The organism is Mesorhizobium sp. M0208 (genome assembly GCF_040322015.1).
Taxonomy (GTDB): domain Bacteria; phylum Pseudomonadota; class Alphaproteobacteria; order Rhizobiales; family Rhizobiaceae; genus Mesorhizobium.
Genome location: NZ_JAMYSP010000011.1, coordinates 47,562 through 74,002, shown reverse-complemented (window position 1 = coordinate 74,002; position 26,441 = coordinate 47,562). Strand labels below are relative to the sequence as shown.

Genomic DNA, 26,441 nt, shown 5'->3' with positions numbered 1-26,441 from the left:
CTAGCCGTCGGCGATCCAATCCGAGAGGCTGCGGGCAAAACTTCGCGGCACGATAAGTTCACACGCGGTCTGCCCGGTGCGCAGGAAGAGCACGGACACGTGATGGAAGGATGTCAGCACGGCGCGGCCCGGAGCGGCGGCCGGCGCGTGCCAGTCGACGGCAATGCAGCCGGACAGAAGACTTGCGATATCAGGGCCAGCCATTTTCAAACGAACACGACCTTCCCCGAGGGGAACGGAACAGCCGAGATCGGGGTCGACGACGAGGGCAGGCGGTTGCGTGCCTTCGTCGAGAGCCAGCCAGAGGCGGCGAGGTGCAACGCGGATAATTAGAAGCCCCTTGTGGCGAACCGTCTCTCCGACCGAAGCGGGAAGTCTCTTGCCCAGCGGCGCCGAGACGCTCTTTTCGAATTGCGTCAATGTCGCGTCCCAGCCCTCGATCTGGATAAGCGGACAATCTGCCACGGACAGGCTGAAATCCCGAGAAGAGGTCAAGCTAGTCATGCAGCCGTTCTCCTTGTGGATCGACGAATACCGGCGAGACAACGCGGGCGCGAACCGTTTCGGCCTTCATCGGATAAACCGCTACGACCTCGCTTCCTTCTGCCGCGACATCACCGGCAAGCAGGGCCAGCCCGACATAATGGCCGCGTTCGGGGCTGAAAGTGACGGAGGTGACGCGACCGCGCCCATGGCCATGGGGTTTCTCATCCGGCAGGAACAGGATGGCGCCGCCGCGCAGGCGTTTTCCGTCCTCAATGCATTCCAGTCCGACCAGGCGCTGTCGGTTGGGGGCCTGGAGGGCAGGGCGCCGTCGCAGGACGTCGCCGACGAAGCCGCTGCGCTTGCCGGCCATGCGGCCGAGGCCGAGATCGTCGAGCGTCGTGCGCCCGTCGATCTCAGGTCCGGCGACATGGCCCTTTTCGACCCGCAGCGCGCCAAGCGCCTCCACGCCGTAGGGCTTCAGCTCGAGCAGTCTGCCGGCTTCGAGCAGACAGCTCCAGAGCTGTTCACCGGCAGTGGCGCCGACATAGATTTCGTAAGCGCGCTCGCCGGAATAACTGAGACGCAAGATGCGGAGCCCACGGCCCTCCCACTCGCTTTCGAGTAGTCCCATGTGCGGAAGTGCCTCATCGGAAACGTCAAGGGCAGGAAAAGCGGCACCGAGGATTGCGCGGCTGTTAGGCCCGGCAACCGACATTGCCGCCCATTCATCGCTGACCGAGGTGACGGCCACACGCAAATCCGGCCAGGCCGTGTCGAGCAGGAATTCGAGACGCGACAGCACATCCGCGGCCTTGGCGGTCGAGGTCGTCATGAAGAACCGGTTTTCCGCCAGCCGCGTCGTGGTGCCGTCGTCGAAGACGATACCGTCGTCGCGCAGCATGATGCCGTAGCGGGCGCGGCCTACCGCCAGTTTGGCAAAGCCGTTGGCGTAGATGCGATCGAGGAAGATTGCCGCATCCGGGCCCCGGACATCGATCTTGCCGAGCGTGGAGATGTCCATCAGCCCCGCGGCCTGGCGCACATTCCGCATTTCGGCGACATACGCGTCGTTCACGTCACGTCCCGACTGCCGGTAGAAATAGGGCCGCATCCAGAGCCCGACCTCGAGCATCTCGGCGCCGTTCGCCATGTGCCAGTCATGCATCGGCGTGCGGCGGATCGGCTTGAAATGATGGCCGATGGCGCGCCCGGCAAGCGCGCCGATGGCAACCGGCGTATAGGGCGGGCGGAAGGTCGTGGTGCCGGTCTCAGGAATCGTTGCGTTGCGCAGCGCTGCCATCGCGGCAAGTGCGGGAAAATTGCTGGTCTTGCCTTGGTCGGTGCCCATACCGAGCGTAGTGTAGCGCTTCAGGTGCTCGACCGATTCATAGCCCTCGCGATGGGCGAGCTCGATATCCCCGGTTGTCACGTCCATCTGGAAATCGACGAAGGCCTTTGCACGTCCAGCGGGCAGGGCTTCGCGAAGGACGCTCGAGCCGGTCTCACCGAGATCGAGTTTCGATGGAGCGGACACTGGTGCCGACTTGCCGCAGGAGGCTGCCGCTTCGATGCCGGCGCGATGGCCGTCCTCGATGGCAGCGACTGTCGCATAGGCTCCTATCATTGCACCGGCGCCGAACTGGCTGGCTGAAAAGATGCCCGGCACGAAGCCGTCAATGTCGTCGCGATACACAGGTTTGACACCGAGGTGTGAGGTGAGATGCACGGTTGGCGACCAGCCGCCGGAGATGCAGACCAAGTCGCAGGCGGCCGAAGATTGTCCCTCCGGACCATTGAGCGTTACGCGCCTGACGGCATGGCCGCCATGCAGGTCGACGATGCGCGTTGCGGCCCGCACCACCACGCCGAGCCGTGCGGCTTCTGCGGCAAGTGCTGCGGGCGGGACGGGGCGCAGATCGGCAATCGTCACCTCCGCGCCGGCTGCGGCATAGTCGAAGGCGGTGCGCCAGGCACCGTCATTGGTGGTAGCGACGACGATTTTCTTGCCCGGCAGGACGGCGAAACGGTTGAGATAGGTCCGGGCGGCCGAGGCAAGCATGACGCCGGGCCGGTCGTTGTTCGAGAACACCATCGGCCGCTCGATGGCGCCGGTGGCGAAAACGATCGAGCGGATGCGCAACATAGTGACCGTTTGCCGTGTCTCGCCATTCGGCTGCGGATTGGTTGGATCGCGCTGTTCGACCAGTCCAAGGACATTGCCGTCATAGCTGCCGAAAGCGGTCGTCCGCTTCATAAGCGTGATGGTTTCGAAGCCCTCCAACTCGGCCTCGGCCTGCCTCAGCCATGCGGCCGCTGCGCTGTCGGACGGTTCCGCCAGAAGCTGGCCGCCAAGCAGGAAATCCTGCTCGATCAGCGCGACCCGCGCGCCGGCCGCGGCGGCCGCCCGCGCCGCCGACAATCCCGCCGGGCCGCCGCCGACGATGGCGACATCGGCGAAGGCATGACGAACCTCGTAGTGGTCGGGATCCACGCCGGTGCCGGCTCTGCCCAGACCGGCAGCCTTGCGGATAAAGTGCTCGTAGAACATCCAGGCGCGGCGCGTCGGGCCCATGAAGGTCTTGTAGTAGAAGCCGGCGGACAGAAACGGTGCCAACAGCCCGTTGACGCTTTGCATGTCGAAGGCAAGCGATGGCCAGCGGTTCTGACTCTCCACGACCATACCGTCGGCGAGTTCCAGTGTGGTCGCCGGCAGGTTCGGCTCGCGCCTCCCGGCGGTCCCGAGCGTAACCAGCGCATTCGGCTCTTCGGGTCCGGCGGAAAAAATGCCGCGCGGGCGATGATATTTGAAGCTGCGCCCGACCAGCGTGACGCCATTGGCGAGCAGCGCGGAGGCAAGTGTGTCGCCGCGATATCCAGCCAGCTTGCGGCCGTCGAAGGTAAACTCGACCGGCTGCTCGCGAATGATGCGGGCACCCACCGACAGCCGTTTGCGGTTTGAACTCATGCCGGTGACTTCCTGAGAGTTGATTTCCTGGCCCGCAATTTTCTAGCGAAGTCGACGGCTGCGATGGCATGGTTGCGGGTGTCGCGTTCGACCACCAGCCATTGGCGGCAACCGGTCACGTGCTGCCAGAATTCACGGTGCGGGCCGGCCGGGTTTGTCCTGATATAGACGTAGCGGTACCAGGCCTCCGGATCGGGATCGTCATGGGCCGGACGCTTGACCGAGGCATCGCCGCCATAGCGGAACTCGTCATGATCGCGCGGGCCGCAGCAGGGGCATTCGATGCGCAGCATTTTGTCCTGCCTCCTATTGCAGCCAGGCGGAAGGGCCGGCGCCGGCCTCATCGAGCGTGTGGCCGGTGCGGAAACGATCGAGCCCGTAGGCCGCGATCAAGGGATGCGGCTTGCCGGTGGCAATCGTGTGGGCGAAGCACCAGCCGGAAGCCGGCGTCGCCTTGAAGCCGCCATAGCACCAGCCGCCGTTGAGATAGAGACCCTCGATCGGCGTCGGGCAGATGATCGGGCTGGCATCGGGGGTCATGTCCATGAGGCCGCCCCAATGGCGAAGCAGACGGACGCGCGAAATGCACGGCATCAATGCGATCGCGGCCTCCGCCACTTCGCGCACGACGCCGAGATTGCCGCGCTGGGCATAGGAATTATAGCCGTCGAGATTGCCGCCGAAGACCAACCCCCCCTTGTCCGACTGGCTGACGTAGAAATGGTCGGCGCCATAGGCGACGACGTGATCTACCAGCGGCTTCAGCGGCTCGGTTACGAAAGCTTGCAGCACATGGCTTTCGATCGGCAATTCAAGCCCAGTCTTGGCGCCGAGCACGGACGTGTGGCCAGCAACCGCGAGGCCGACCTTGCCGGCGCCGATCCGGCCTTTCGTCGTTTCGACGCCGACGATCCTGTCGCCGTCACGGACAAAGCCTGTCACATCGCAGTTCTGGATGATGTCGACGCCATGGCTGTCGGCGGCACGCGCATAGCCCCAGGCGACGGCGTCGTGGCGTGCCGTGCCCGCGCGGCCCTGAAAGATGGCGCCATGGATCGGGAAGCGGGCGGTGTCGGAAAAATCGAGATAGGGCACCAGCCGGCGCACGTCTTCGCGGCCGACGATGTCGGCGTCGATGCCGTTCAGCCGCATGACGTTGGCGCGGTGGCTGAAACCGTCGAGCTGATCGGCCGAATGCGCTGTGACGAGTTGACCGCGCTGGGAGAACATCACGTTGAAATTCAGCGCCTGAGACATGTCCTCCCAAAGCTTCATCGAGAATTCGTAGAACTGGGTGTTGCCGTCGAGCAGGTAGTTGGAGCGGATGACGGTGGTGTTGCGGCCGACATTGCCGCCGCCGACATAACCCTTTTCGAGCACCGCGACGTCACGGATGCCGTGGTTCTCGGCGAGGTAGAAGGCGGTGGCGAGGCCGTGTCCGCCGCCGCCAATAACGATCACGTCATAGGACGATTTTGGCTCCGCGGCCCGCCAGGCTCGCTGCCAGTTCTTCTGGCCTGACAGCGCGTTGCGGAAAACCGAAAATGCCGAGTAGCGCGCCATGTGTGCAGGCCTATCGAATGATCGGGCCGGCCGGCGTGCGGGTAAGCACTTCGGCGCCCGCATCGGTCAACAGCACCGTGTTGGAGACGAAGTCATTGCCGCGACCAGTGCCCATCAGCCACGACAGGATGTGGAAGCTCATCCCGGTTTGGATCTCGAGGTCGGAATCGTGCCTCAAGCCGGTCACCGAATTGCCGCCGGTCCATGACGGCGGCTGGCCGGCGCCGACAAGGTAACCGCAGTGATGGCGGCGATAGTGGGAAAGACCGGCCTCGTCGGCGACGGCCTGCCAGGCGGCGTAGACATCGCGCGCCTTGGCGCCCGGCCGTAGCGCCTCGACGACCGCGTTGAACGCCTTGGCGGTCACCTCCGCCATTGTGGCGTCTTCATCGCTGATGTGGCCTATGCGAACGAGCCGGCCGAGCGGGGCGTGGTAGCGCGAGATGCACCCGGACAGTTCGACAAAGACGGGCTCGCCCTTGCGGTAGATCCCGTCGCCCCAGGTCGTGTGCTCTTCACCCAGGCGCGCGGCCGGGCGGATGAACGGTCCGAAGCCCGGCGCATGACCGCCGGCGCGGATCATTGCCGCAACACATTGGGCGGCGACCTCCTGTTCGGAAGCGCCATCGGAGATCGCCGCGATCGCGGCACCGGCGGCGGCGTCCGTCACTTGTGCCGCCCGCCGCATCAGCGCCTGTTCTTCGGCGCTTTTCACCCGCCGCATTTTGTCGATCAGACCGGAGACATCGCTCCACTTTGCATCGGCTTGCATCTGGAGTGCCACGGCAAGTCCATGGCTAAGGCCGGCTGTCCAGTATTCGAGGCCGATCCGCTTGCCGGATAGGCCGAGCTCTACCAGCACCCGCGCGGCAAGGTCGGCCGCCGTTTCGCTGTCGGAATGGCCACGGAATTCCGCTGCCTTCACCTGCTTCTCGATTGTCACCTTCTCCATCGAGCGGGTGACCAGAACAGGTTTTTCCCGGAGCGGGACAATCAGCAGGTGAGGGGCAAAATACCCCCAGTGATCAAGCCCGGTGAGATAGAAGACGTTCTCCGGCGAGGCAAACACCGCCGCGTCGAGCTCACGCTCAATCAGTGCAGTACGGACCTTTGCCAGGCGGCCTGCGATTTCGGCTTCGGAAAAAGGATTGCGATCCATCGGGCGTCCTCATGCTTGTTGCCGGCTTGCTGGCGGGCATGGTCTTTTCGGCAGCCGGTTTCCCGGCCCCCATGTCAGTCGATGACGATGAGTTCGCGCGCCACATCGCAGAGGCGTTCGCCGCCGCGTTCCGTGACGACGAACGATTCCGAGATGGCGATGCCGAAATCGTCGAGCCAGACGCCGGCCATGAAATGGAAGCACATCCCAGGCTGCATCTCGGTAGTATCGCCCGGACGAAGGCTTGCGGTGCGTTCACCCCAATCGGGCGGGTATGCGAGCCCGACCGGATAGCCGACGCGGCTGTCTTTCTTCAGCCCGTTCCGTCGCAGGACTGCCTGCCAGGCGGCTTCCACCTGTTCGGCGGTGTTGCCGGGGCGCGCCTTCTCGAGGCCAGCGTCGACGCCCTCGACGATCGCCTTGGCCATGTCGAGGATGGCTCGCGGCGGCTTGCCGAAATGTACCGTCCGGGTCAGCGCCGCATGGTAGCGGCGGCGCACGCCGGCGATCTCCAGAATGGCGAGGCCGCTGTCCGGCAGCGGCGCGTCGGACCACGTCAGATGCGGCGTGCTAGTGCCCTCGCCAACGGGCATCAGCGGACAGATCGCGGCATAGTCGCCGCCTGATCCGGGCACGCCCATGATCTGCGCGTGATAGATTTCCGCAATGACGTGGTTCTGAGGCACACCGGGCCGCATTTTCTCGATGGCGCGGTTCATCGCATGCGTGCAGATCGCACTCGCCTCGCGGATCAGCACCAGCTCGGCTTCGGATTTGACCAGCCGCGCCCAGTTGACGAGATCGTGGTTGTTGGCGAAGTGCGCGTCGGGCAGTCCCTCGACAAGGTGGGCGTGGCAGCGCGCAGTGTAATAATGCGCGTCCATCTCGACGCCGATACGGGCCTTTTCCCAGCCGCGCGACCGGATCAGTCGGGCGAGTTCGTCATAGGGGTGTTCGACGGGCTGCTGCACCAGCCGCTCCGAGAACGGCACGATGTTTGTCTCCGGCAGGCCGGTTGTCAGGCGCGCGCTCTTGGCATCCTGCGCCCTGCCGAACCAGATCGGCCGATCCTCCTCCAGATGGACGAGGACGCACTGCGGAACATAGAACGACCATCCGTCATAGCCGGTCAGCCAGCACATGTTGGCTGGATCCTGACAGACGATGAGATCGAAGCCGGCTTTTTGCATGCGTGTCTTCACGCCGGCGAGGCGCTGCCCATACTCCGCTTGCGTGAATGTCCCGAACCCGTTCGCAGTCGCCACCGAAATCCTGCCTTCCAGGTACGCCGCTTGCCCTTTGATCAACATGGGCAAACAGGCCAAATTGTGCACAACTCGACGTCAATTTGTTGGCTAACTACGAATTATCGCCGAATTGTCATGGTTTCTATATCTCTGCTTGCGAAATGTCTAGGGCAGTTGTATACGTCTTATCAAGCAGGCGTCGACCTCGAAGAAGGCTGCGCCCTGGGAACCATCCACCGTTGTCCAATGGGAGAAAAGCATGCTCAATTCATCGATATCGCGCCGCATGGTCGTGAAAGCGGCTGCCTGCATCGCGCTCGCCGCGACGTCATTGACGTCGCTATCCGCTAACGCGGAAACCACCCTCGAACGGGCCAAGAAGGACGGCTACATCCGCGTCGGTTTCGCCAACGAGGCGCCGTTCGGTTACGCCACGCCAGACGGCAAGCTGACCGGCGAGGCGCCGGAAGTCGCCAAGGCGGTGCTCGCCAAGATGGGCATACCGCAGGTCGACGGTGTTTTGACCGAATTCGGCTCGCTCATTCCAGGTCTCAAGGCCGGCCGCTTCGACATCATCGCCGCCGGCATGTTCATCACTCCGAAGCGCTGCGCCGAGATCAACTACTCCGAGCCGTCCTACGGCATCGGCGAGGCTATGCTGGTGGCAAAAGGCAATCCGAAAGGCATCAAGGATTTTTCCAGCATCAAGGACAATCCGGATCTCAAGCTTGCCGTGATGGCCGGCGCCGTCGAAGGCGGCTTCGCCAAGGAAGCGGGCGTCGCCAGTGGGCAGATTGTCTCCTTGCCCGACCAGTCCAGCCTGGTCGCGGCCGTCCAGTCGGGCCGCGCCGACGCTGCTGCGCTGACCGCTCTTTCGATCGCCGATATGGCCAAGAAAGCCGACGGCGTCGAATCGACCAAGCCCTTCGGCGAGGTTGCCGGCAAATCGGTGAAAGGTCATGGCGGCTTCGGCTTCCGCAAGGAGGACACCGACCTGCAGCAGGCGTTCAACGCCGAGCTGAAGAAGTTCATCGGTTCGCCGGAGCATATTGCGCTGGTCGAGCCGCTCGGCTTCGGCAAGGACTACCTCCCCAACAAGACCACCGCGGAGCTTTGCGCGGGCAAGTAGGTTCCCAACTGCTGGCGGCGCGAAAGCGCCGCCCTTTTTTCTCCGGGGGAATCGCATGGGTATCCGTACGCTCGTTGCCATGCTGGTCATCGCGCTCGTCGTGATCGGCGCCTTGGCAACACAGGAAAGCTATCGAGTGTTCATGCCGGGGCTGCTGCAAGGCGCGGTCCTGACAATCGAGATCGCCGTCCTCGGCAGCCTGCTCGCAATCGTCATGGGCGTGCTTGCAGCACTTGCACGGATGTATGGCCCGACGCCGCTCAGATGGCTGGCCACGGTCTATGTCGAGATCTTCCGCGGAACGTCGGCATTGGTACAATTGTTCTGGCTGTTTTTCGTGCTGCCGCAATTCGGCGTCACGATCAACGCTTTCGTGGTGGCAGTCCTGGCACTCGGCCTGAACGTCGGTGCCTACGGGTCGGAGGTCGTGCGTGGTGCGATCCTTTCGGTCGCTCGCGGCCAGTGGGAGGCATGTACGGCATTGAACATGAGCCGGCCACAGATGTTGCGCCGGATCATCCTGCCGCAGGCCTTTGTGGCGATGATCCCGCCCTGGGGCAACCTGTTCATCGAGCTTCTGAAATCGACAGCGCTGGTGTCGCTGATCACGCTTTCCGACCTCGCCTTCAAGGCGCAGCAAATGAACCAGAATACGTTCAAGACCATTCCGATCTTCACACTGTCCTTTTGATGTACCTGGCAATGTCGCTGGTTCTCACCATCGGCATGCGGCTTCTCGAAAGGCGGGCATCGATCGGACTGGCGCGAGGGAAGGCAGCATGATCTGGGACTGGGCATTTGCTTTTGAAATCCTGCCGGTGCTCGCCCGCGCGGCCATCGTCTCCATCGAGGCGACGCTGATCGGCTTTGCACTTGCCGCCTCGTTTGGCCTGGTGCTGGCCGTCGTCCGTATCGCCGTGCCGTGGACCGGCTGGACAATTTCGGTGCTGGTCGAACTGATCCGTTCGACCCCGCTGCTTATCCAGATATTCTTTCTCTATTTCGTCTTTCCGAAATTCGGTGTCGTGCTCGACGCCTTCACCGCCGGGGTGCTGGCCATCGGCATCCACTATGCCGCCTATTGCTCCGAGGTCTATCGCGCCGGTTTCGACAACATCCCTCGCGGCCAGTGGGAAGCCTCGATCGCACTTAATCTTTCGGCCTGGACAACGTTCCGCGACATCATCATTCCGCAGGCGATTCCGCCGATCGTTCCGGCGCTCGGCAACTATCTGGTTGCCTTGTTCAAGGAGACGCCATTGCTGTCCGCAATCGCCGTGCTGGAGCTGATGCAGACGGCCAAGATCATTGGCTCCGAAACCTTCCGCTACACCGAGCCGATGACGCTGGTCGGTCTGTTCTTCCTTGCCATGAGCCTGGTTTCTGCTGCGCTCATTCGCTCCCTCGAAGGCCTGCTCAACCGGAGGACCATGCGATGACGGAACAACCGATGGTTCGCTTCGACAATGTATCGAAACGCTACGGCACGTTAACCGTTCTCGACGGGCTTAATCTGGAAATAGCACGCGGCGAAAAGGTCTCCATCATCGGCCCGTCCGGCTCCGGCAAGACGACGGTGCTGCGCATGCTGATGACGCTGGAGACGATCAATGACGGTGTCATCTGGGTTGAAGGCGAGCCGCTGACCCATATGGAGAGGAACGGCAAACTTGTTCCCGCCGATCTCGCCCACATCCGCAAGATCCGCGCCAAGATCGGCATGGTGTTCCAGTCGTTCAACCTGTTCCCGCACATGACGGCGATGCAGAACTGCATCGAGGCACCGATAACCGTGCTCGGCATGAAGCGGGCCGATGCGGAGGCGCGTGCCGCCGAACTGCTCGACATGGTCGGCTTATCGGATAAGAAGGACCACTATCCCTCGCAGCTCTCCGGTGGTCAGCAGCAGCGTGTCGCCATCGCACGCGCTTGCGCCATGCGGCCCAAGATCATGCTGTTCGACGAGGTGACCTCGGCCCTGGACCCCGAACTCGTCGGCGAAGTGCTTGAAGTCATCCGAAAACTTGGTAGGGAGCATGACCTCACCATGCTGATGGTCACCCACCAGATGGGATTTGCCAAGGAATTCTCCGATCGTGTCTGCTTTTTCCACGCGGGCAAGATCTGCGAGCAAGGGCCGCCAGGCGAGTTGTTCGGCACCCCCAAGAACGAGCGGACACGGCAGTTCCTGCACGCTGTCCTGGAGGCTGGATGACGCTTGAGACAGATGCCACGCCCACAGCCGTGACCGCCACGCCGCCACGTCCGCTCTCGGCCCGGGAGCGATTTGAACGCATTTACCGGATACTGCGTGACCGCATCTGCCTGCTCGATTATGCGCCGGGAAGCCATCTGTCCGAGGAAGAACTTGCCCAGGAATTCCAGATCAGCCGCACGCCGGTCCGGCGTGTCCTGGCGCGTCTCGAATCCGAGGGTCTGGTTCAATCCGTCCACGGCGTCGGCACGATCGTCACCGATGTCGATATCGAGGAATTGCAGCAGGTCTATCATTTGCGCCTGGAGCTGGCGCTCCTCGTCGGCAAGCTTTCGCCGATCCCGCGCACGGCGGACGATCTCGACCGGATACGGGCGCTCATCGCGCGTTGCGATGCCGATATACTCAATCCCGACCAGCGCGCTTTCCTGCGCCTCAACATGGATTTTTTCTACGAGCTCACGGCGATGACCGGCAACCAGCCGCTGCGCGAGATCAGCGAGCGCCTGTATTTTCAGGTCGCGCGCGTCGTCCTGAAGATGATGCCGCAATTGGGCCTTGTCGAGGAGTTCACCGCGTTCCGCCGCGAAATGGAAGAGGTCCTTGCCGCCGCCGAGATCGGTGACTGGGAGTCCATAGGGCACATAAGGCGGGCGCATATCTCAATGAGCTTTCGCCGCATGATGCGTCATGCAGGCGAGGCCAATCTGGATGGAGCAACATAGTCAGCCCCTCGGGGTTGTGCTGGCCGCCAAGGTCGGCGACAGCGATAGTCAAAACCGAATGTGCGGTTTCATAGCAGTCTCCTCTGGTCGAAGAACGCGCCGAGAATTCACTGGCAGTGCAGCAGATGATGAATCTGTCGCGGGGTGTTTCCCGTCAGGCGGCGGCTCTCGCGGACAAGATGCGCCTGGTCGGAATAGCCCGCTTCGGCCGCCAGCATGGCGGTGGAGCTGCTGGAGCGGCTCGAAAGCCGCAGAAAGCGCTGGTAGCGGAGGATACGGTCAAGCGTCTTGGGGCCATAGCCGAAGCTCGTGTCGAAGCGCCGGCGCAACGTCCTTTCGCTCATCTCGAGCGCGCGCATCAACCAAGGGACGAGCGGCGCGTCGGGTGGCGGCCCGCGCTCGATCAAACGATATGCCGCCTGCATGGGAACGTCGGTCGCGGGCGCGGGCACCTCCTCGGCGACGACCTGTTGGAGAGAGCAGGCCAGATCCTCGAGACTGTCGCTGGGGCGCACGCGGCTGGCGAGGCGGCGGGCTCGCGCCCCCCACAAATCGTCGAGCGACAGCCTCTTGCCGACCAGCTCGATTTGCGGCACGCCGAGCCATGCCGCCGCCGCGGCAGGATGGAAGCGCAAGCCGATCACGACCTCGTCCGCCGCTAGAACCTCGGTCTGCGGTTCCTTGTCAGGGCCGGCAATTCGGAAGCTGCCTCCGATCCATTGCAAATCGATCGTCGTGTCGGGCATGATGACGATTGGCGGTGAGCCCGCCGGGTCCATTCGATGCACCCACACCGAAGCAAAGCTCCCGCGAAGCCGCGCCGACGCTGGACGTTGCTGAAATGAACCCGTTGCCTGCGCTGGGACGGGATCGCTCATCTCGCTCCCCTTCGGATTAGCGGCGGTGAACCTACGGCGCAGCGGCTGCGCCCGGCCGTCGCTCGAGACAACGTCTTCCAATCGAGAACGGTTGCAAGAATCGGTTGTTTTCTTCCGGCCGGAACGAAGAGGGCAGGTGGAGGGCGATGCCACGTGCATCGCCATCGGCAGCGCCGTGTGCGGCTCATACGTCAATGGCCGTTCTGTTCAATAAGGCAAGCGAGATGCGTGCTTATCTTTCGGCGTCGTACATCACATGAGAGGTATGCGTCATGAGCAACAAAAACGACCAACGGATCGACTACGTCGAATTCAACGTGAAAGACATTCAGCGGTCACGCGACTTCTACGGAAAGGCGTTCGGCTGGACCTTCACCGACTACGGCCCGCAATATTGCGAGTTCAACGACGGGCGCTTGTCAGGTGGCTTTGCTGCTGGCCCAGCGAGGTCCGGAGGAGGCCCGCTCGTCATTCTCTATGCCGATGACCTGCCGGGAACGGTCAAGCGTGTCGAGGAAGCGGGAGGCAAGATCGTCAGGCCGATTTATGGGTTCCCCGATGGCCGGCGCTTTCATTTCGCGGACCCGGACGGTTACGAGCTAGCGGTTTACACCGAAGATGGCAGCAATGAATGATCGCGTTCCTCCCACCTCGGGTTGGTTTTGCTCGGCGGCGTCTTGATTTGGGAGGGCGCCGAGCATGTCCTCAGATTCCGGGCGATTGCAGCGTCCCTGGCCGGGCGGGGCTTCCTGCTCCCAAGCCTCTTCTCGCGGCCGGATCGTTTGCCTCGCAACGGCCTTGGTGGACCCTTTCCCGCCGCGGCCTTGGCCGTATTCACCATTACGGCGTCGTTCATGGCGCTCAACTTCTGGCCTACAGCGGCGATGAACGCGAAGCGCTTCGTACCGGCTTCACCAATGTTGCCGTCTTGGGCGGGTTGATTGTCGCCGCGACCACTAGCCTGTGATCATCATTTCGGGGCGGCGGCTTCGTCTTCATCTGCAATCAGCCGCTGGTCGTTGGTGATCCGGTGTTGTTGCAGCATCCGCCTATTGCTGCCAGAAGGGCAGCTTGGCGATCTCTTCCTCGGCCTGTCGCCTCGTCAGACCGATATCGTCGATCAGATGGGGATTGGTCTGCGCCAATCGCTTGAGATCCCAGCGAAAGCGTGTCGGCTCGCGCCAGGCCGCGATAATGCTTCGCAGCGTCGCCAGGCTGTAGCGCCGAGGCGATGCTTCCGCCGGCCGCGTTGCCCCAAGCGGGGCCGAGGCAAAGGTGGGAATATCGTTCATGGCAACCTCCATATGGTTTGAGGGGGCCCATACGATTTTGGGAGTGTGGGGCCCTCGACCTGAAAGAGGCTGAATTCTGCAGGATACGAACCGCGCCGTAATTAAGCTCTCCCAAATAGTTCTCAAAACTTGCAAACGGGCTATAGATGCGCCGTATGCAGGGATCGCGCTTTGCCTTTGGTCCGTTCGTGCTTGATCCGGGTGCGGGAACGCTTATTCGGAACGATGTCCCCGTTGCCGTTAGCTACCGCGGGCTAAAGCTGCTTGCGGCGCTCGTCGGACGGTCCGGCGAAATCCTTGAAAAGGCTGAGTTGATGGACGCGGCGTGGCCGGGTACAGCCGTCGAGGAAGGCAACCTAACCGTCCAGATCGCGCTGCTGCGGAAGCTGCTTGGCCCGGCCGCCGACGGCGGTGAATGGATCGCCACGGTTCCGCGCGTCGGCTACCGCTTCACGGGAGCCGTCGAACAGCTCGGCGTCGCGAAGCGAAAACCTTTGCCGCTGCCCGACAAACCATCGATAGCCGTGCTGCCCTTCGTCAATGTCAGCAACGATCCCGAGCAGGAATCCTTCGCGGATGGGTTGACCGAAGACCTGATCACCGACTTATCCAGGATCTCCGGCCTGTTCGTCATCGCACGCAACTCGGCCTTTGCCTACAAAGGAAAGGCGATGGACGTGCGCGGGATCGCTGAGGACCTTGGCGTGCGCTACCTGCTGGAGGGTAGCGCAAGGCGCGCCGCAGGGCACGTGCGCATCAACGCACAACTGGTCGACGCGGTGAGTGGCGATCATGTATGGGCGGAACGCTTCGATCGCAGCCTGGAAGATATTTTTGCCGTTCAGGACGAGGTTACCGGCAAGATCGTCGAGGCGTTACTCGGCCGGCTGCGTGCACCGCCGCCGCGCAATCGGCCCCAAAATCTCGAGGCCTACGATCTCTGCGTGCGAGCGCGCAAGCTGATGGATGATTCGCCGCAGACGGCGCAGGAAGCGCATCTGATGCTCACCCGCGCGGTTTCGCTCGATCCGGAATATGCCGAGGCCTATCGCTGGCTTGCCATGAACCACTGGATGGGATGGGTGCATTCCGGCGGACCAACCGAAACATCCCGTAGCGCTGCTTTGGAACTCGCGCGCAAAGCCGTGGCGATCGACCCCAACGATGCCGGCTGCCGCTGGGTTTTGGCTTACCTGCTTGCCTACGAGCGCAGCTTCGCCGAGGCGGATGCGGAATTCGCCAAGGCGATCGAGCTTGACCCGAACGAGGCCGATGCCTGGGCGGCATTGTCCGACATCGCGGTCCTGGCCGGACGGGTCGAGGAGGGTCTTGAGCACATTCGCAAGGCGTTCCGGCTGAATCCGTTTCCGGCAAGTTGGTATTATCTCGCGCTCGGCCAGGCGCAATATGCAGCCGGCGAATACGAATCCGCTGTTAAGACACTGCGCAGGGACGAGACCTATCGTACAAGCTCACGCCGTTTCCTGGCGGCAAGCCTTGCCCAACTCGGCCGGCTCGACGAGGCGCGCGCAGAGGTCGAACTGTTTCTCGTCGGCAACCCGCATTTCACAACCCGCCACTGGGCGGCGACGGAGCCATTCCGCGACGCTGCGACGCTTGAGCATTTCGTTGACGGCTTCCGTAAGGCCGGCCTTCCGGAGTGACGCGCCGGCGCCGTCGCACGGTTCGTGCGACCTATTCCTCAAAGCGACCCGTGGCGTCACGATCGCGCTCGTATCGTCTCGTGAGCGGAAACGGCGGCAACCAGGACTCGCGACGGATGATCCAGCTTTCGTAAGTTGGCATCAGTTGGTCAGGCGCGTCCAGGGATCCGAGGTTCACTTCGACTTCGTCGGCGGTGCGGGCGAAAACGGTCGAGCCGCAGCGGGGACAGAAAAACCGCCCGGCATAGTCGCGTGTTTCGCCGTCGATCGTCACCGCATCTTCGGGAAATATCGCGGAAGCGTGAAAAAGGGCTCCATGATGCTTGCGGCAGTCGAGACAGTGACAAAGACCGACCCGGTATGGGCGCCCCGACGCGACAATTCGGACGTTGCCACACAGGCAACCGCCGGTGAATCGGTCCATGCTGCGTCTCCTCCAAAATCAAGCGGCCGGAATGGTTACAACGACCGGCACTGTTGTTGCAATCGCCGCGCCGCGGGCGGGGACACGTCGTTCTTCGGTGGCGACGACATTGCAGCCGCCTCTCTATGCCTTGCGCGAGCTTGCCGCCGAAAATAGGCTTTGGTTTGTCATATGGAACGAAACGGCGCGTTCCATTGAGCCGCCAACTCGGCGGCCGAGGCGAGCTTGACGCCGCAGTCGGCGAGTATGCGTGCGACGATCGCTACCAGTTCGGCGTTGGACGAGGCTATGCTGCCGTCCGGAAGGAAAAGATTGTTTTCCAAGCCGACCCGGACATGGCCGCCAAGCAACGCGGCGGCGGTCACGCACGCCGCTTCGTTGCGGCCGAAGGCGCAGACGCTCCAATGGTCGAAGCGCGGCATGTTCGCCGCGAGGAATGGCAAGAGATCGGCAGGAACGGACGTCTGTCCCGGCGTGTAGCGGCCCAGCACGTAGAGAACCGGTATGTTTGCCCAAGGGATCAGTCCGCGCTGCTGCATGTTCGAAAGCCTGACGGCCTCCTCGGGCGAATAGAGGATGATCTGTGGCGCAACCCCCTCGGTGTGCAGCCAGGCCATGAAGCGCACGAAGGCGAGTTCCGATCCGGCATCAGGAACGAATTCGCGAAGCGCCAGGGAGACAGCTTGCGGCTTCACATCTTGTACGACGGCCATCTGTTGGGCCGGCGAATAGATACCGAGTGCTTCGGAGGTGATCTGGATTACCAAGCGGTCACCGGCAGCACCGCGGATGGCGGCGATCGCCTGGCGGTAGGCGTCGGCGTCGAGCAGATGATTGCCGCTTCGGTCGCGGACATGAACGTGGATCATAGCCCCACCGGCATCGGCGCATTCCGCGGCCGTCCGCGCAAGTTCGGCTGGTGTCAGCGGAATCGCCGGATGGTCGGCCTTGCTGCGGCGTCCCCCGTTCGGGGCGACGGCTATGGCGATGCGGTCGACACCATGGGCCGGCTTCATGGGAACGTTCTGTAAGCGACAAGATTCATATGAATCATCTTTGATCACACTGAAACAGACGTTGCAATCGCTGGTCTGGCGAGCTAGCAATAACCATGGACCAGGAAGAGCTTGCTGGACAGATCGTCACTGCCTTCGACGGCATGTCGGCGCAGCTTCGGTCCGCCGCGCGCTATGTCCTTGATAAGCCGTATGATGTCGCGCTGTTGTCCATGCGCGAGCAGGCCCGGCACGCAGGAGTGCAGCCGGCGACGATGACGCGGCTGGCCCAGCATCTCGGCCTTGATGGCTACGAGGCGGTACGCGATATCTACGCCGCCGCGATCCGGGACGGCGAAATCGGTTTCGCCGGCAAGGCGGGCCTTCAGGTCGCCAGCCAAAAGCTCAAGGGCGACCACGCGCTGGCGGCCGATATTCTGGATTCGATTTCCAGCCAACTTGCCCATCTCGCCGAAGGCAGGTCGATCGACCGTCTGGTCGAGACGGCCAGGGCGCTCAGTGCGGCAAGGCGCGTCTATTGCCTCGGCCTGCGCTCGAGCCACGCAGTGGCCTGGCATCTGCATTACATCCTGTCGCTGATCGGCGAGAAGTCGGTGCTGCTGCACGGCATCGGCGGAACCGATGGCGACGCTCTAGCCCATGCGACCAGGGACGACGTGCTGATCGCCGCCAGCGTCCTGCCCTACACGCGCTTCACAATCGAGCTTGTCGAGTACGCTGCCGGCCGCGGCGTACCGGTTATTGCGATCACCGACAGCGGGGTAGCGCCCTTGGCGCTGCTTGCCGATCACCTGGTCGTCGTGCCGACCGGCAGCCCGTCCTTTTTCCACACCATGACGCCAGCTTTCATCGTTGCTGAGGTCCTCGGTGCTCTTGTCGCAGGGCAGGCAGGCGAGGGCGCTGTTGAGTCGCTGCGACGTTTCGATGAGCAGGGCGCCGCCCTCAAGACCCATCTGAACCAGCGTCCGCCGAAGAAAATGCCCATGAGGGACCGATGACACACATTCTTCATCGAACCATCCACTCGACGCTGCCGGTCGCCGCTCGCGGCCAAGGCATCGAACTGTTCGATGCCGAGGGCAAGTCCTATATCGATGCGTCGGGCGGCGCCGCCGTGTCCTGTCTCGGCCACAGCCATCCCGACGTGATCGCTGCACTGCACAACCAGCTTGACCGCATCGCCTACGCCCACACCAGCTTCTTCACCACCGAGGTGGCGGAGCGCTTGGCGGATCGGCTGGTCGAGGGCGCGCCGAAAGGGTTGGACCACGTCTATCTGGTCAGCGGCGGCTCGGAGGCGGTCGAGGCCGCGCTCAAGATGGCCAGGCAATATTTCGTCGAGAAAGGCGAGCCGCAGCGTCGCCATCTCATCGCACGCCGGCAGAGCTATCACGGCAATACGCTCGGCGCTCTCGCCACCGGCGGCAACGAATGGCGGCGCGCCCAGTTCAGGCCGTTGCTGATCGAGACCCACCATATCGACCCCTGTTACGCCTATCGCTATCAAAAGCATGGCGAAAGCGACGAAGCCTATGCGGCGCGCGCCGCTCGGCAGCTCGAAGACAAGATCCTTGAACTCGGCCCGGACGAGGTCATCGCCTTTGTCGCCGAGCCGGTGGTGGGTGCCACGCTCGGCGCCGTGCCGTCGGTCGCCGATTATTTCAAGCACATTCGCGCGATCTGCGACCGCTACGGCGTGCTGCTCATTCTCGACGAAGTGATGTGCGGCATGGGCCGTACCGGCACGCTGCATGCGTGCGAGCAGGACGGCATCGCTCCCGACCTGCTGACCATCGCCAAGGGGCTCGGCGGTGGCTACCAGCCGATCGGCGCGGTGCTGCTTGGCCGGCATATCTTCGAAGCCTTTGCCCAGGGCTCGGGCTTTTTCCAGCATGGACATACCTATATGGGGCATCCAATGGCGGCGGCGGCCGGCCTCGCCGTGCAGGAGGTCATCCGGCGCGACCGCCTGCTCGACAACGTCAGTGCAATGGGCGCGCAGCTCGACGAGCGCCTGCACCAGCGCTTTGATAATCACCATCACGTCGGCGACATTCGCGGACGAGGTCTGTTCAGGGGAATCGAACTGGTGGTCGATCGCGCCAGCAAGGAACCGTTCGACCAGAGATTTGAACTCAACGCTCGCATCAAGCGCGAAGCAATGGCCCGCGGCCTGATGATTTATCCGATGGCCGGGACGATTGACGGTGTGCGGGGCGTTCATGTGCTTGTGGCGCCGCCTTTCATCATTTCCAGACAGGATATCGATCGGATCGTCGAACGGCTCGGTGAGGCGATCGACGCTGCGATCGCTTCAGCGGCCTGACCCGCACGACGCGGACCGCCTCAATCAGTTCCAACGCGTCATCGGCGATGGGCCGGGACACCCACCAGAGAGGTAGCAACCATGTACAGTTCGATGAGAATCCTGATCGGCGCGGCGGCTTGCATGCTGCTGGCGCTGCCGTCCGTCGGAGCCGAGCAGCGCTTCGTCACGGTCGGCACCGGCGGGGTCACCGGCGTCTACTATGCCGTCGGCGGCGCCATTTGCCGGCTGATGAACAAGGACCGGCAGAAAACCGGCATCCGATGCTCGACCGAGTCGACCGGCGGTTCGGTCTTCAACGTCAACTCCATCCAGACCGGCGACCTCGATTTCGGCTTGACCCAATCGGACGTCCAGTACCAGGCCTATGAGGGGACCGGAAATTTCGAAGGCAAGCCGTTCAAGGATCTGCGGGCCGTCTTCTCCGTCCATCCCGAGCCGTTTACCGTGCTGGCGCGGCCCGATGCCGGCGTCACCAAATTCGAGGACTTCAAAGGCAAACGCTTCAACGTCGGCAATCCCGGGTCAGGCACCCGCTCGTCGATGGAGGAGTTGCTGAAGCAGATGGGCTGGACGCTCGGCGATTTCTCGCTTGCCGCGGAACTGAAGGCGGACGAGCAGGGCAGCGCGCTGTGCGACAACAAGATCGACGGTTTCTTCTACGGCGTTGGTCATCCTTCCGCCGCGATCCAGGATCCGACCACGGCCTGCGGCGCCAAGCTCATCCCGCTGACCGGTCCGGCAGTGGACGCGCTGTTGGCAGCTCATCCGTACTATTCAGTCGCCACCATCAAGGGTGGCATGTACGCCAACAACCCGGACGACGTGAAGACATTCGGCGTCCGCGCCACCGTGGTGACGAATGCCAGCACGCCCGATGAGGTGGTCTACGAGCTGGTGAAGTCGGTCTTCGAAAATTTCGACGACTTCAAGAAACTGCATCCGGCTTTCGCCAATCTCGATCCCAAGGAGATGATCAAGACAGGTCTGTCGGCGCCAATGCATCCGGGCGCGGAGCGCTATTACAAGGAGAAGGGCTGGCTCTGAGGCTTTCAATGCGAGGCGCCAAGGGCGCCTCGCATCGCAAATAAATGTGGGGAACGATGACAGATCAAAGCCAGCGGGCGGCAGCGCCTGACCAACCCGTTATCGACATCGACAAGCTCAGCGAGATCGTCGCGGAAGCCGACGCCGGTGGGCGCAAGCCGACCGGCCGCACCGCGAAGCTGATCCTCGGCGTATCGCTTGCATGGTCGCTGTTCCAGCTTTGGTATGCCTCGCCCCTTCCGTTCATGCTCAATTTCGGCGTTGTCAGCGACGGCATCGCCCGCTCCATCCATCTGGCCTTCGCCCTGTTTCTGGCGATGCTGACGTTTCCGGCCTTCAAGACCTCATCGCGCAGCCGGGTGCCGCTACCCGACTGGGTGCTAGGCATCGCCGGGGCGGCGTCCGCCCTCTATCTGCTGGTCTTGTATAGCGATATCGCCCACCGGCCGGGTCTTCCCACTACAGCTGACCTGGTCGTATCGATCGCCGGCGTCCTCATCCTGCTCGAGGCCGCCCGTCGCGCCGTCGGGCCTGCCATCACTGTCATCGCGGCGATCATGCTGATCTATATTTTCGCCGGGCCTCACCTTCCTGGCCTGCTCGGCCACAAGGGCGCGACGTTATCGCGCGCAGCCTCGCAGATGTGGCTGACGTCCGAGGGGGTGTTCGGTGTCGCCCTCGGTGTGTCCACCAATGTCGTCTTCATGTTCGTTCTGTTCGGAACATTGCTGGAGCGCGCCGGCGCCGGCGGCTTTTTCATCCAGCTTGCCTTCTCGCTGCTCGGCAAATACCGCGGCGGTCCGGCCAAGGCCGGTGTCGTGGCTTCCGGCCTGACCGGCATGATTTCCGGCTCGTCGATCGCCAATGTCGTGACCACCGGAACCTTCACCATCCCGCTGATGCGGCGGGTCGGATATTCTGCGGTGAAGGCGGGTGCCATCGAATGCGCGGCCGGCGTCAATGGTCAGCTGATGCCTCCGGTGATGGGCGCCGCCGCGTTCCTGATCGCGGAATATGTCGGCATCTCCTATGCCGAGGTGGTCAAGCACGCCTTCTATCCGGCGCTGCTGACCTACGGCTCGTTGTTCTACATCGTCGATATCGAGGCGATGAAGACAGGGATGAAGGGCCTGCCGTCACGCCGCACGCACTCCGCATTTCAGGGTGCGCTGCGCGGGCTGATGGGCATATGCGGCTTCATCGTCCTCGCAGGGCTTGTCTATTACGGCATTGGCTGGACGAAGATCGTTTTCGGCGCGGCCGCGACCTGGATGATCACTGCCGCGCTGATCGCCGTTTACATCGGCCTTGTCGCCTACCGGGCGCGCTATCCCGACCTGCCGCTCGAGGATCTGGAGGGCGAGATCGTCAGGATTCCGCACTTCGGCGAGACGGCGCGCACCGGATTGCATTTTCTGCTGCCGGTGATCCTGCTGATCTGGTGCCTGATGGTGGAGGAGCTGTCGCCCGGCCTCTCGGCATTCTGGGGCGTTGTCGCCCTGATGGCGCTGATCGTCACGCAACGGCCGCTCACCGCCTTTTTCCGCAAGGACCGAGCGCTGGCACGGCATTGGCTTCACGGTTTCGACGATCTGGTCGGTGGCCTGTCCGCCGCTGCGCGCAACATGACGACGGTCGGCATTGCCACTGCGACGGCGGGCATCATCGTCGGCACGGTTCTGCTCACCGGCATCGGGCTGGTGATGACCGAGCTCGTCGAATTCATCTCGGGCGGCAGCTTCATCGTCATGCTTTTGTTCACCGCGGTGATCTGCATCATTCTCGGCATGGGCATGCCGACCACCGCGAGCTATGTCGTCGTCGCCACCTTGATGGCGCCGGTCATCGTCGATTTGGCGGCGCAGAACGATCTTGCCGTGCCGCTGGTCGCCGTCCACATGTTCGTTTTCTATTTCGGGCTAATGGCGGACGTGACGCCGCCGGTGGGGCTGGCGGCTTATGCTGCTGCGGCAATTTCAGGCGCCGATCCGGTGAAGACCGGGATTCAGGGCTTCAAGTACGAGATCCGTACCGGCCTCTTGCCATTCATCTTCATCTTCAACACCGGACTGCTGATGATCGATCTCGAAGGGCCGTTCGACTTCGTTGCGATGGTCGTGACATCGACGCTGGCCATGGTCTCGTTTGTAGCAGCGACGCAGAATTGGCTGCTCGTGCGCAACCGCTGGTACGAGACGATTGCGTTGCTTCTGGCCTGTTTCATCTTGTTCAGACCGGGATTGTTGCTCGATCAGGTGAGCGAACCTTATCGGGCAGTGCCTGCCTCCGAACTCAGCCGTATCGTCGACGAGACAGCCGAAGGCGGAGCGGTTCGCCTGCGCCTGACGACACTGAACCTCAACGGCGATGAAATATCGAAGCTGGTTCGGCTACAACTCGGGCCCGCAAATTCATCGGCCGAACGCCTGAAGGCTGTGGGGCTGGACATCAGCGCGCTCGGCGACAGCGTGACGGTCGGCCTCGTGCGACTGGGCAGCCAGGCGGCCAAATTCGGCCTGCAGCCCGGCGACGAAATCAACCAGGTGCTAGTGCCCGCGGAGCGGCCGTCGCGCTATTGGTTCGTGATTCCAGCCCTGCTGTTGCTCGGTCTCGTCTTCTGGGTTCAGAAGCGGCGAAGGCGGACAGTCGGCCCGTAAGCGTCTTGTGAGCGGAAGAGGCTCGCCAGCATGTCAGTAACAAGAGAACCAAACGGCGCCGCGGAACCGGCTAACGTGGAAATGCGCATGACGACGCGCGACCGCCCCTTCGAACCCGTCGACTACGGGCTTTACGCGCTGACGGTCATTGCCTGGAGCGCATCGTGGTTCGCGATCGAACTTCAGGTCGGCAGCGGCGTGTCGAACGAGGTCAATCTGGTCTGGCGCTTCGCCATCGCCACGCTGCTGATGTTTGCCTGGGCGGCTTTTTCCGGTCGGCGGCTCCGCTTTCCGATCACCGATCATCTGCGCTTTGCTGTGCTTGGCATCCTCATCTTCTCGTCGAACTTCCTGTTTTTCTATTATGGCGCCGGCTATCTCGTCAGCGGCTTGCTCTCGGTCGTCTTCTCGCTCGCCTCGGTCATCAACATGCTGCTCGGTGCCTTGGTCATCGGCGAGCGCCCGGCGCCGCGCATTCTCGCCGGCGGCGTCATCGGCTTCGCCGGCATAGCGCTGATGTTCTTCCCCGAAATTGCCGCGAAGGGGCTTTCCGGCGGCACGTTGGTGGGCCTTCTTCTGTGCCTCTGCGGCACGCTGAGCTTCTGCGCCGGCAATCTCGTCTCCGTCGCAAACCAGCGCCGCGGACTGCCGCTCGTTTCAACGAGCGCCTGGGGCATGCTTTATGGCACTTGCTGGTCGGCGTTCCTGGCCTTCCTGCTAGGTGAGCGGTTCGTGTTCGCGACGACCGCCTCTTATATCGGCTCGCTGGTCTTCCTCGCCGTCATATCGACGGTCGTGGCTTTCGCCGCCTACCTGACGCTGCTCGGACGCATTGGCGGCGCCCGCGCCGGCTATGCGACCGTCATATTTCCCGTCTTTGCGCTTTTGATCTCCACGGCGCTGGAAGGCTATGCCTGGACTGCGTACGCGATCATCGGGCTCGTCCTCGTCGCCGCCGGAAACGTCCTGGTCATTCGAGGAGGACGACGCTGACGCATGCAATGCGTCGCAATGCGCCGCCTTCCGCTGCGCGGGCCCCGCCACATACGTGCACCGGCTAGATGGGGCAGGGCGCCTTCTTCGTCTGTCTGTTTATCCAGCTTGACTCTCTTGGTCGTCAGTTTAGGCTGCGGTCAATGGGTCAGACCAATGTACCAGGGCGCCGGGGAGGGGAATTAGACGCGCATGCCGATCCAGGCTGTTGAACCTCGCCGGCTATACCGACAGGTCGCCGATCAGCTCAGGCAGTTGATCGATGCCGGCGAGTTTTCCGTCGGCGACCGTCTGCCGACCGAGCGGGATCTGGCCGACCAGCTCGGAATTTCCCGCCCGACGGTCCGTGAAGCGCTGATAGCGTTGGAGGTCGAAGGCCGCATACGCATCCGCGTCGGCTCGGGTATCTACGTCACCGATCCGCCGAGCGCCGCCGCCTCCGAACCCGAAGTCGAGGAAGGCCCGTTCGAGCTGTTGCGCGCGCGCGAATTCGTCGAAGGCGCGATCGCCGCCGAAGCGGCCCTCCATGTCCGGCCTGCAGATATCGAACGACTCGACGACGTACTGCGCCGGATGGAGGCCATGCGTCACCCCAACAAGATGACCATTGCGCTCGACCGGGAATTCCATACCGCGGTCGCCGGCATTCTCGAGAACGCGGTGCTGGTGCGCTTCATCGGCGAGCTTTTCGACCAGCGCATGAACCCGTACTTCGAACGCCTGTCGATCTATTTCGAGACCAGCGATTCCTGGCAGGTCGCGGCAAGGGAACATCGTGCCGTGCGCGATGCAATTGCCGCGCGCGACCCCGAGCGGGCCAAGGCCGCCATGCAGCAGCATCTGCGCCAGTCGCAAATCAGATTCTCACGCAATTTCGATGAGAGAGCCGCAGCCAAGGAGGTTGCGGAATAGCAGTTGGCCTGGGGGAGATCCGGCCGTCAAATTCAACCAGGGAGGAATTAGATGCTGAGAAAATACGCAGTTCTGCTCGGTGCGATCGCCGCAATTGCCATACCCATGGCGTCGGCCTCGGCGGAAACGGTCCTGAAATGGGCACATGTCTACGAGACGACGGAGCCCTTCCACACCGAATCCGTGTGGGCTGCCGACGAAATCAAGAAGCGCACCCAGGGCCGCTACGCCATCGACGTCTATCCGGCCTCGCAGCTTGGCAAGGAAGCCGACATCAACCAGGGCCTGATGCTCGGCACCGTCGATATCATCATTTCCGGATCGAGCTTCGCGGCGCGCGAATATCCACCGATCGGCGTCACCTATTTCCCGTACACTTTCCGCGATGCCGACCATCTGCTGAAATACACCAAAAGCGACGTCTACAAGGCCCTGACCAAGGGCTATGAGGACAAGACCGGCAATCACATCGTCGCCACCACCTATTACGGGACGCGGCAGACCACCTCGAACCGGCCGATCGCCAAGTGCTCCGACATGCAGGGCTTGAAGATGCGCGTTCCCGACGTGCCGGCCTATCTGGCCATGCCGCGTGCCTGCGGGGCCAACACGGCGCCGATTGCCTTCGCCGAGGTCTATCTGGCTCTGCAGAACGGCACGGTCGAGGCCCAGGAGAACCCGCTGACCACCATCGAGGCGAAGAAATTCTACGAGGTGCAGAAGAATATCGTGCTAACTGGCCATATCGTCGATCATCTCAACACCATCATATCGGCCTCGCGCTGGGCCTCGCTGTCCGACGAGGACAAGAAGATCTTTACCGAGGTGATGCAGGAGGCTGCCGCCCGCGCCACGGCGAAGATCGTCGCCCGCGAAAAGGAACTGGTGCAGGTATTCAAGGACCGCGGCATCACCGTAACGGATGTCGACCGTGCCGACTTCGAGAAGAATGTATTGGAGAAGGTCACCTTCGAGGAGTTCGGGTACAACAAGGCCGATTGGGAAGCGATCCGCGCTATCAAGTAGAGCATCGGACACTGGATGCTCAATCAAGAGGATAGAGCGGCAATCGGATTCGCCGCTTTAACCTGCCCATCCGTCCGGCCTCAAATTGCGCCGGACGGCCTTCCAATCCTTGACGATCCACCAGCTTCGGGAGTGCGCGCCAATGGCCGAGGAACACCACACCGAGATCACCGTCGAAGAGATTGCGCATGCCTTCGAGGAAGTGCCGATACGCGTCGACCTGTCGGACCACGGTATCGAGGACTGGGTCACGCTTGCCGTGTTCTGGGGCATGGTCGTCTGTGTCTTCCTGCAGTTCTTCACCCGTTATGCGCTGAACAACAGCTTTGCGTGGACCGAGGAGATCGCCATCAACGCGCTCGTCGTCGTTGTCTTTCTCGGCGCCGCCATGTGCGTGCGCCTTTCGCGCCATATCCACGTCGACGTGCTTTACCACTATCTACCGGAGCGTGTCGGCCGCTGGCTGGCGCTTGCCGTCGATATCATCCGCATCGCATTCTTCGCCTACGGATCCTGGCTGATGTGGCGCTACGTCACGATCGTGGCGCATGAGCGCATGGTCACCGTCAACCTGCCGCGGCGCTGGTTCTTCTACGCCGTATTGGCCGGCTTCGTGCTGATGCTTCTGCGCTCGATCCAGGTCTTTATCGGCAATTGCCGGCGCGGCTATTCGGTGCTCGAGCGTCCTGGTGCGTTCGAGACGGCGGGGGTCTGAGC

General features: G+C 62.7%; 24 protein-coding genes and 1 pseudogene. 15 read left to right on the top strand and 10 right to left on the bottom strand.

The genetic code is table 11. The annotated features are described in order from the left end of the window. From NKJ17_RS13700 to NKJ17_RS13675, 6 genes are all read right to left on the bottom strand, one after another. Positions 1 to 504 (bottom strand): sarcosine oxidase subunit gamma family protein, encoded by a 504-nt coding sequence (locus tag NKJ17_RS13700; RefSeq protein WP_352688834.1) that lies wholly within the window; start codon positions 502 to 504, stop codon positions 1 to 3. Further along, on the bottom strand, positions 497 to 3,451 hold the full coding sequence (locus NKJ17_RS13695; RefSeq protein WP_352508678.1) for a sarcosine oxidase subunit alpha family protein: 2,955 nt from the start codon (positions 3,449 to 3,451) through the stop codon (positions 497 to 499). Before NKJ17_RS13695 ends, NKJ17_RS13700 begins: the two co-directional genes overlap by 8 nt. Beyond that, entirely contained in the window at positions 3,448 to 3,744 is a 297-nt protein-coding gene (locus NKJ17_RS13690) for a sarcosine oxidase subunit delta (protein WP_502900920.1), read from the bottom strand. Before NKJ17_RS13690 ends, NKJ17_RS13695 begins: the two co-directional genes overlap by 4 nt. 13 nt (positions 3,745 to 3,757) lie before the next feature. Beyond that, complete coding sequence (locus NKJ17_RS13685; protein ID WP_352508679.1) at positions 3,758 to 5,014, bottom strand: sarcosine oxidase subunit beta family protein; 1,257 nt, start codon at positions 5,012 to 5,014, stop codon at positions 3,758 to 3,760. 10 nt (positions 5,015 to 5,024) lie between these two features. Then, the gene (locus NKJ17_RS13680; protein WP_352688831.1) at positions 5,025 to 6,173 is read right to left on the bottom strand and encodes a M24 family metallopeptidase; all 1,149 of its coding nucleotides are present in this window, start codon (positions 6,171 to 6,173) and stop codon (positions 5,025 to 5,027) included. Between the two features lie 74 nt (positions 6,174 to 6,247). Further along, on the bottom strand, positions 6,248 to 7,444 hold the full coding sequence (locus NKJ17_RS13675) for a M24 family metallopeptidase (RefSeq protein ID WP_502906548.1): 1,197 nt from the start codon (positions 7,442 to 7,444) through the stop codon (positions 6,248 to 6,250). Between the two features lie 235 nt (positions 7,445 to 7,679). On the opposite strand from NKJ17_RS13675, the gene ehuB reads away from it, so the two are divergent. The 5 genes and pseudogenes from ehuB to NKJ17_RS13650 all read left to right on the top strand — a co-directional run bounded on the left by ehuB (position 7,680) and on the right by NKJ17_RS13650 (position 11,489). Then, positions 7,680 to 8,549, top strand: coding sequence for an ectoine/hydroxyectoine ABC transporter substrate-binding protein EhuB (gene ehuB / locus NKJ17_RS13670; protein WP_352688825.1), 870 nt, complete (start codon positions 7,680 to 7,682; stop codon positions 8,547 to 8,549). A gap of 55 nt (positions 8,550 to 8,604) precedes the next feature. After that, positions 8,605 to 9,332, top strand: a pseudogene (gene ehuC, locus NKJ17_RS13665) (ectoine/hydroxyectoine ABC transporter permease subunit EhuC). Next, positions 9,329 to 9,988, top strand: coding sequence for an ectoine/hydroxyectoine ABC transporter permease subunit EhuD (gene ehuD / locus NKJ17_RS13660; RefSeq protein WP_352688823.1), 660 nt, complete (start codon positions 9,329 to 9,331; stop codon positions 9,986 to 9,988). The pseudogene ehuC and the gene ehuD overlap by 4 nt, the downstream one beginning before the upstream one ends. Further along, positions 9,985 to 10,764 (top strand): ectoine/hydroxyectoine ABC transporter ATP-binding protein EhuA, encoded by a 780-nt coding sequence (ehuA, locus tag NKJ17_RS13655; protein WP_302895675.1) that lies wholly within the window; start codon positions 9,985 to 9,987, stop codon positions 10,762 to 10,764. Before ehuD ends, ehuA begins: the two co-directional genes overlap by 4 nt. After that, on the top strand, positions 10,761 to 11,489 hold the full coding sequence (locus NKJ17_RS13650) for a GntR family transcriptional regulator (RefSeq protein WP_352688820.1): 729 nt from the start codon (positions 10,761 to 10,763) through the stop codon (positions 11,487 to 11,489). The genes ehuA and NKJ17_RS13650 overlap by 4 nt, the downstream gene beginning before the upstream one ends. Positions 11,490 to 11,596: 107 nt before the next feature. Here the strand turns inward: NKJ17_RS13650 and NKJ17_RS13645 are convergent, their stop codons facing one another. After that, the gene (locus tag NKJ17_RS13645; RefSeq protein ID WP_352476745.1) at positions 11,597 to 12,367 is read right to left on the bottom strand and encodes a helix-turn-helix domain-containing protein; all 771 of its coding nucleotides are present in this window, start codon (positions 12,365 to 12,367) and stop codon (positions 11,597 to 11,599) included. Between the two features lie 272 nt (positions 12,368 to 12,639). On the opposite strand from NKJ17_RS13645, the gene NKJ17_RS13640 reads away from it, so the two are divergent. Then, complete coding sequence (locus tag NKJ17_RS13640; protein ID WP_352508685.1) at positions 12,640 to 13,002, top strand: VOC family protein; 363 nt, start codon at positions 12,640 to 12,642, stop codon at positions 13,000 to 13,002. 414 nt (positions 13,003 to 13,416) lie between these two features. On the opposite strand, the gene NKJ17_RS13635 is transcribed toward NKJ17_RS13640, so the two are convergent. Beyond that, positions 13,417 to 13,659 carry a DUF1127 domain-containing protein gene (locus NKJ17_RS13635; RefSeq protein ID WP_352688817.1) on the bottom strand — a complete coding sequence of 81 codons (243 nt, stop codon included), beginning with the start codon at positions 13,657 to 13,659 and terminating at the stop codon, positions 13,417 to 13,419. Between the two features lie 155 nt (positions 13,660 to 13,814). Between NKJ17_RS13635 and NKJ17_RS13630 the strand changes: the two genes are divergently transcribed. Next, entirely contained in the window at positions 13,815 to 15,323 is a 1,509-nt protein-coding gene (locus NKJ17_RS13630) for a winged helix-turn-helix domain-containing tetratricopeptide repeat protein (protein WP_352476787.1), read from the top strand. Positions 15,324 to 15,354: 31 nt separating this feature from the next. Here the strand turns inward: NKJ17_RS13630 and NKJ17_RS13625 are convergent, their stop codons facing one another. Beyond that, the gene (locus tag NKJ17_RS13625; protein ID WP_352508686.1) at positions 15,355 to 15,747 is read right to left on the bottom strand and encodes a GFA family protein; all 393 of its coding nucleotides are present in this window, start codon (positions 15,745 to 15,747) and stop codon (positions 15,355 to 15,357) included. 167 nt (positions 15,748 to 15,914) lie between these two features. Beyond that, entirely contained in the window at positions 15,915 to 16,763 is an 849-nt protein-coding gene (locus NKJ17_RS13620; protein ID WP_352688814.1) for a beta-keto acid cleavage family enzyme, read from the bottom strand. A gap of 95 nt (positions 16,764 to 16,858) precedes the next feature. On the opposite strand from NKJ17_RS13620, the gene NKJ17_RS13615 reads away from it, so the two are divergent. From NKJ17_RS13615 to NKJ17_RS13580, 8 genes are all read left to right on the top strand, one after another. Next, complete coding sequence (locus NKJ17_RS13615) at positions 16,859 to 17,761, top strand: MurR/RpiR family transcriptional regulator (RefSeq protein WP_352688811.1); 903 nt, start codon at positions 16,859 to 16,861, stop codon at positions 17,759 to 17,761. After that, positions 17,758 to 19,089, top strand: coding sequence for an aspartate aminotransferase family protein (locus NKJ17_RS13610; protein WP_352688808.1), 1,332 nt, complete (start codon positions 17,758 to 17,760; stop codon positions 19,087 to 19,089). Before NKJ17_RS13615 ends, NKJ17_RS13610 begins: the two co-directional genes overlap by 4 nt. Before the next feature lie 93 nt (positions 19,090 to 19,182). After that, positions 19,183 to 20,136, top strand: coding sequence for a TAXI family TRAP transporter solute-binding subunit (locus NKJ17_RS13605; protein WP_352689003.1), 954 nt, complete (start codon positions 19,183 to 19,185; stop codon positions 20,134 to 20,136). Between the two features lie 56 nt (positions 20,137 to 20,192). Continuing rightward, complete coding sequence (locus NKJ17_RS13600; protein WP_352688805.1) at positions 20,193 to 22,793, top strand: TRAP transporter permease; 2,601 nt, start codon at positions 20,193 to 20,195, stop codon at positions 22,791 to 22,793. A gap of 87 nt (positions 22,794 to 22,880) precedes the next feature. Further along, positions 22,881 to 23,786: a DMT family transporter gene (locus NKJ17_RS13595; RefSeq protein WP_352688802.1), complete on the top strand. Its 906-nt coding sequence runs from the start codon at positions 22,881 to 22,883 to the stop codon at positions 23,784 to 23,786. A 192-nt stretch (positions 23,787 to 23,978) separates the two neighbouring features. Further along, positions 23,979 to 24,698, top strand: a complete 720-nt coding sequence (locus NKJ17_RS13590) for a FadR/GntR family transcriptional regulator (RefSeq protein ID WP_254818542.1) — start codon at positions 23,979 to 23,981, stop codon at positions 24,696 to 24,698. Positions 24,699 to 24,749: 51 nt separating this feature from the next. Further along, positions 24,750 to 25,724 carry a sialic acid TRAP transporter substrate-binding protein SiaP gene (locus NKJ17_RS13585; protein WP_502894239.1) on the top strand — a complete coding sequence of 325 codons (975 nt, stop codon included), beginning with the start codon at positions 24,750 to 24,752 and terminating at the stop codon, positions 25,722 to 25,724. Positions 25,725 to 25,866: 142 nt separating this feature from the next. Further along, complete coding sequence (locus NKJ17_RS13580) at positions 25,867 to 26,439, top strand: TRAP transporter small permease (RefSeq protein ID WP_352688799.1); 573 nt, start codon at positions 25,867 to 25,869, stop codon at positions 26,437 to 26,439. Positions 26,440 to 26,441: the final 2 nt, after the last annotated feature.

Bases quoted from the DNA above. Each gene is read 5' to 3' on its own strand.
- NKJ17_RS13700 (WP_352688834.1), bottom strand. From the start codon at position 504: ATGACTAGCTTGACCTCTTCTCGGGATTTCAGCCTGTCCGTGGCAGAT.
- NKJ17_RS13695 (WP_352508678.1), bottom strand. From the start codon at position 3,451: ATGAGTTCAAACCGCAAACGGCTGTCGGTGGGTGCCCGCATCATTCGC.
- NKJ17_RS13690 (WP_502900920.1), bottom strand. From the start codon at position 3,744: ATGCTGCGCATCGAATGCCCCTGCTGCGGCCCGCGCGATCATGACGAG.
- NKJ17_RS13685 (WP_352508679.1), bottom strand. From the start codon at position 5,014: ATGGCGCGCTACTCGGCATTTTCGGTTTTCCGCAACGCGCTGTCAGGC.
- NKJ17_RS13680 (WP_352688831.1), bottom strand. From the start codon at position 6,173: ATGGATCGCAATCCTTTTTCCGAAGCCGAAATCGCAGGCCGCCTGGCA.
- ehuB (WP_352688825.1), top strand. From the start codon at position 7,680: ATGCTCAATTCATCGATATCGCGCCGCATGGTCGTGAAAGCGGCTGCC.
- ehuD (WP_352688823.1), top strand. From the start codon at position 9,329: ATGATCTGGGACTGGGCATTTGCTTTTGAAATCCTGCCGGTGCTCGCC.
- ehuA (WP_302895675.1), top strand. From the start codon at position 9,985: ATGACGGAACAACCGATGGTTCGCTTCGACAATGTATCGAAACGCTAC.
- NKJ17_RS13650 (WP_352688820.1), top strand. From the start codon at position 10,761: ATGACGCTTGAGACAGATGCCACGCCCACAGCCGTGACCGCCACGCCG.
- NKJ17_RS13645 (WP_352476745.1), bottom strand. From the start codon at position 12,367: ATGAGCGATCCCGTCCCAGCGCAGGCAACGGGTTCATTTCAGCAACGT.
- NKJ17_RS13640 (WP_352508685.1), top strand. From the start codon at position 12,640: ATGAGCAACAAAAACGACCAACGGATCGACTACGTCGAATTCAACGTG.
- NKJ17_RS13635 (WP_352688817.1), bottom strand. From the start codon at position 13,659: ATGAACGATATTCCCACCTTTGCCTCGGCCCCGCTTGGGGCAACGCGG.
- NKJ17_RS13630 (WP_352476787.1), top strand. From the start codon at position 13,815: ATGCAGGGATCGCGCTTTGCCTTTGGTCCGTTCGTGCTTGATCCGGGT.
- NKJ17_RS13625 (WP_352508686.1), bottom strand. From the start codon at position 15,747: ATGGACCGATTCACCGGCGGTTGCCTGTGTGGCAACGTCCGAATTGTC.
- NKJ17_RS13620 (WP_352688814.1), bottom strand. From the start codon at position 16,763: ATGAAGCCGGCCCATGGTGTCGACCGCATCGCCATAGCCGTCGCCCCG.
- NKJ17_RS13615 (WP_352688811.1), top strand. From the start codon at position 16,859: ATGGACCAGGAAGAGCTTGCTGGACAGATCGTCACTGCCTTCGACGGC.
- NKJ17_RS13610 (WP_352688808.1), top strand. From the start codon at position 17,758: ATGACACACATTCTTCATCGAACCATCCACTCGACGCTGCCGGTCGCC.
- NKJ17_RS13605 (WP_352689003.1), top strand. From the start codon at position 19,183: ATGAGAATCCTGATCGGCGCGGCGGCTTGCATGCTGCTGGCGCTGCCG.
- NKJ17_RS13600 (WP_352688805.1), top strand. From the start codon at position 20,193: ATGACAGATCAAAGCCAGCGGGCGGCAGCGCCTGACCAACCCGTTATC.
- NKJ17_RS13595 (WP_352688802.1), top strand. From the start codon at position 22,881: ATGACGACGCGCGACCGCCCCTTCGAACCCGTCGACTACGGGCTTTAC.
- NKJ17_RS13590 (WP_254818542.1), top strand. From the start codon at position 23,979: ATGCCGATCCAGGCTGTTGAACCTCGCCGGCTATACCGACAGGTCGCC.
- NKJ17_RS13585 (WP_502894239.1), top strand. From the start codon at position 24,750: ATGCTGAGAAAATACGCAGTTCTGCTCGGTGCGATCGCCGCAATTGCC.
- NKJ17_RS13580 (WP_352688799.1), top strand. From the start codon at position 25,867: ATGGCCGAGGAACACCACACCGAGATCACCGTCGAAGAGATTGCGCAT.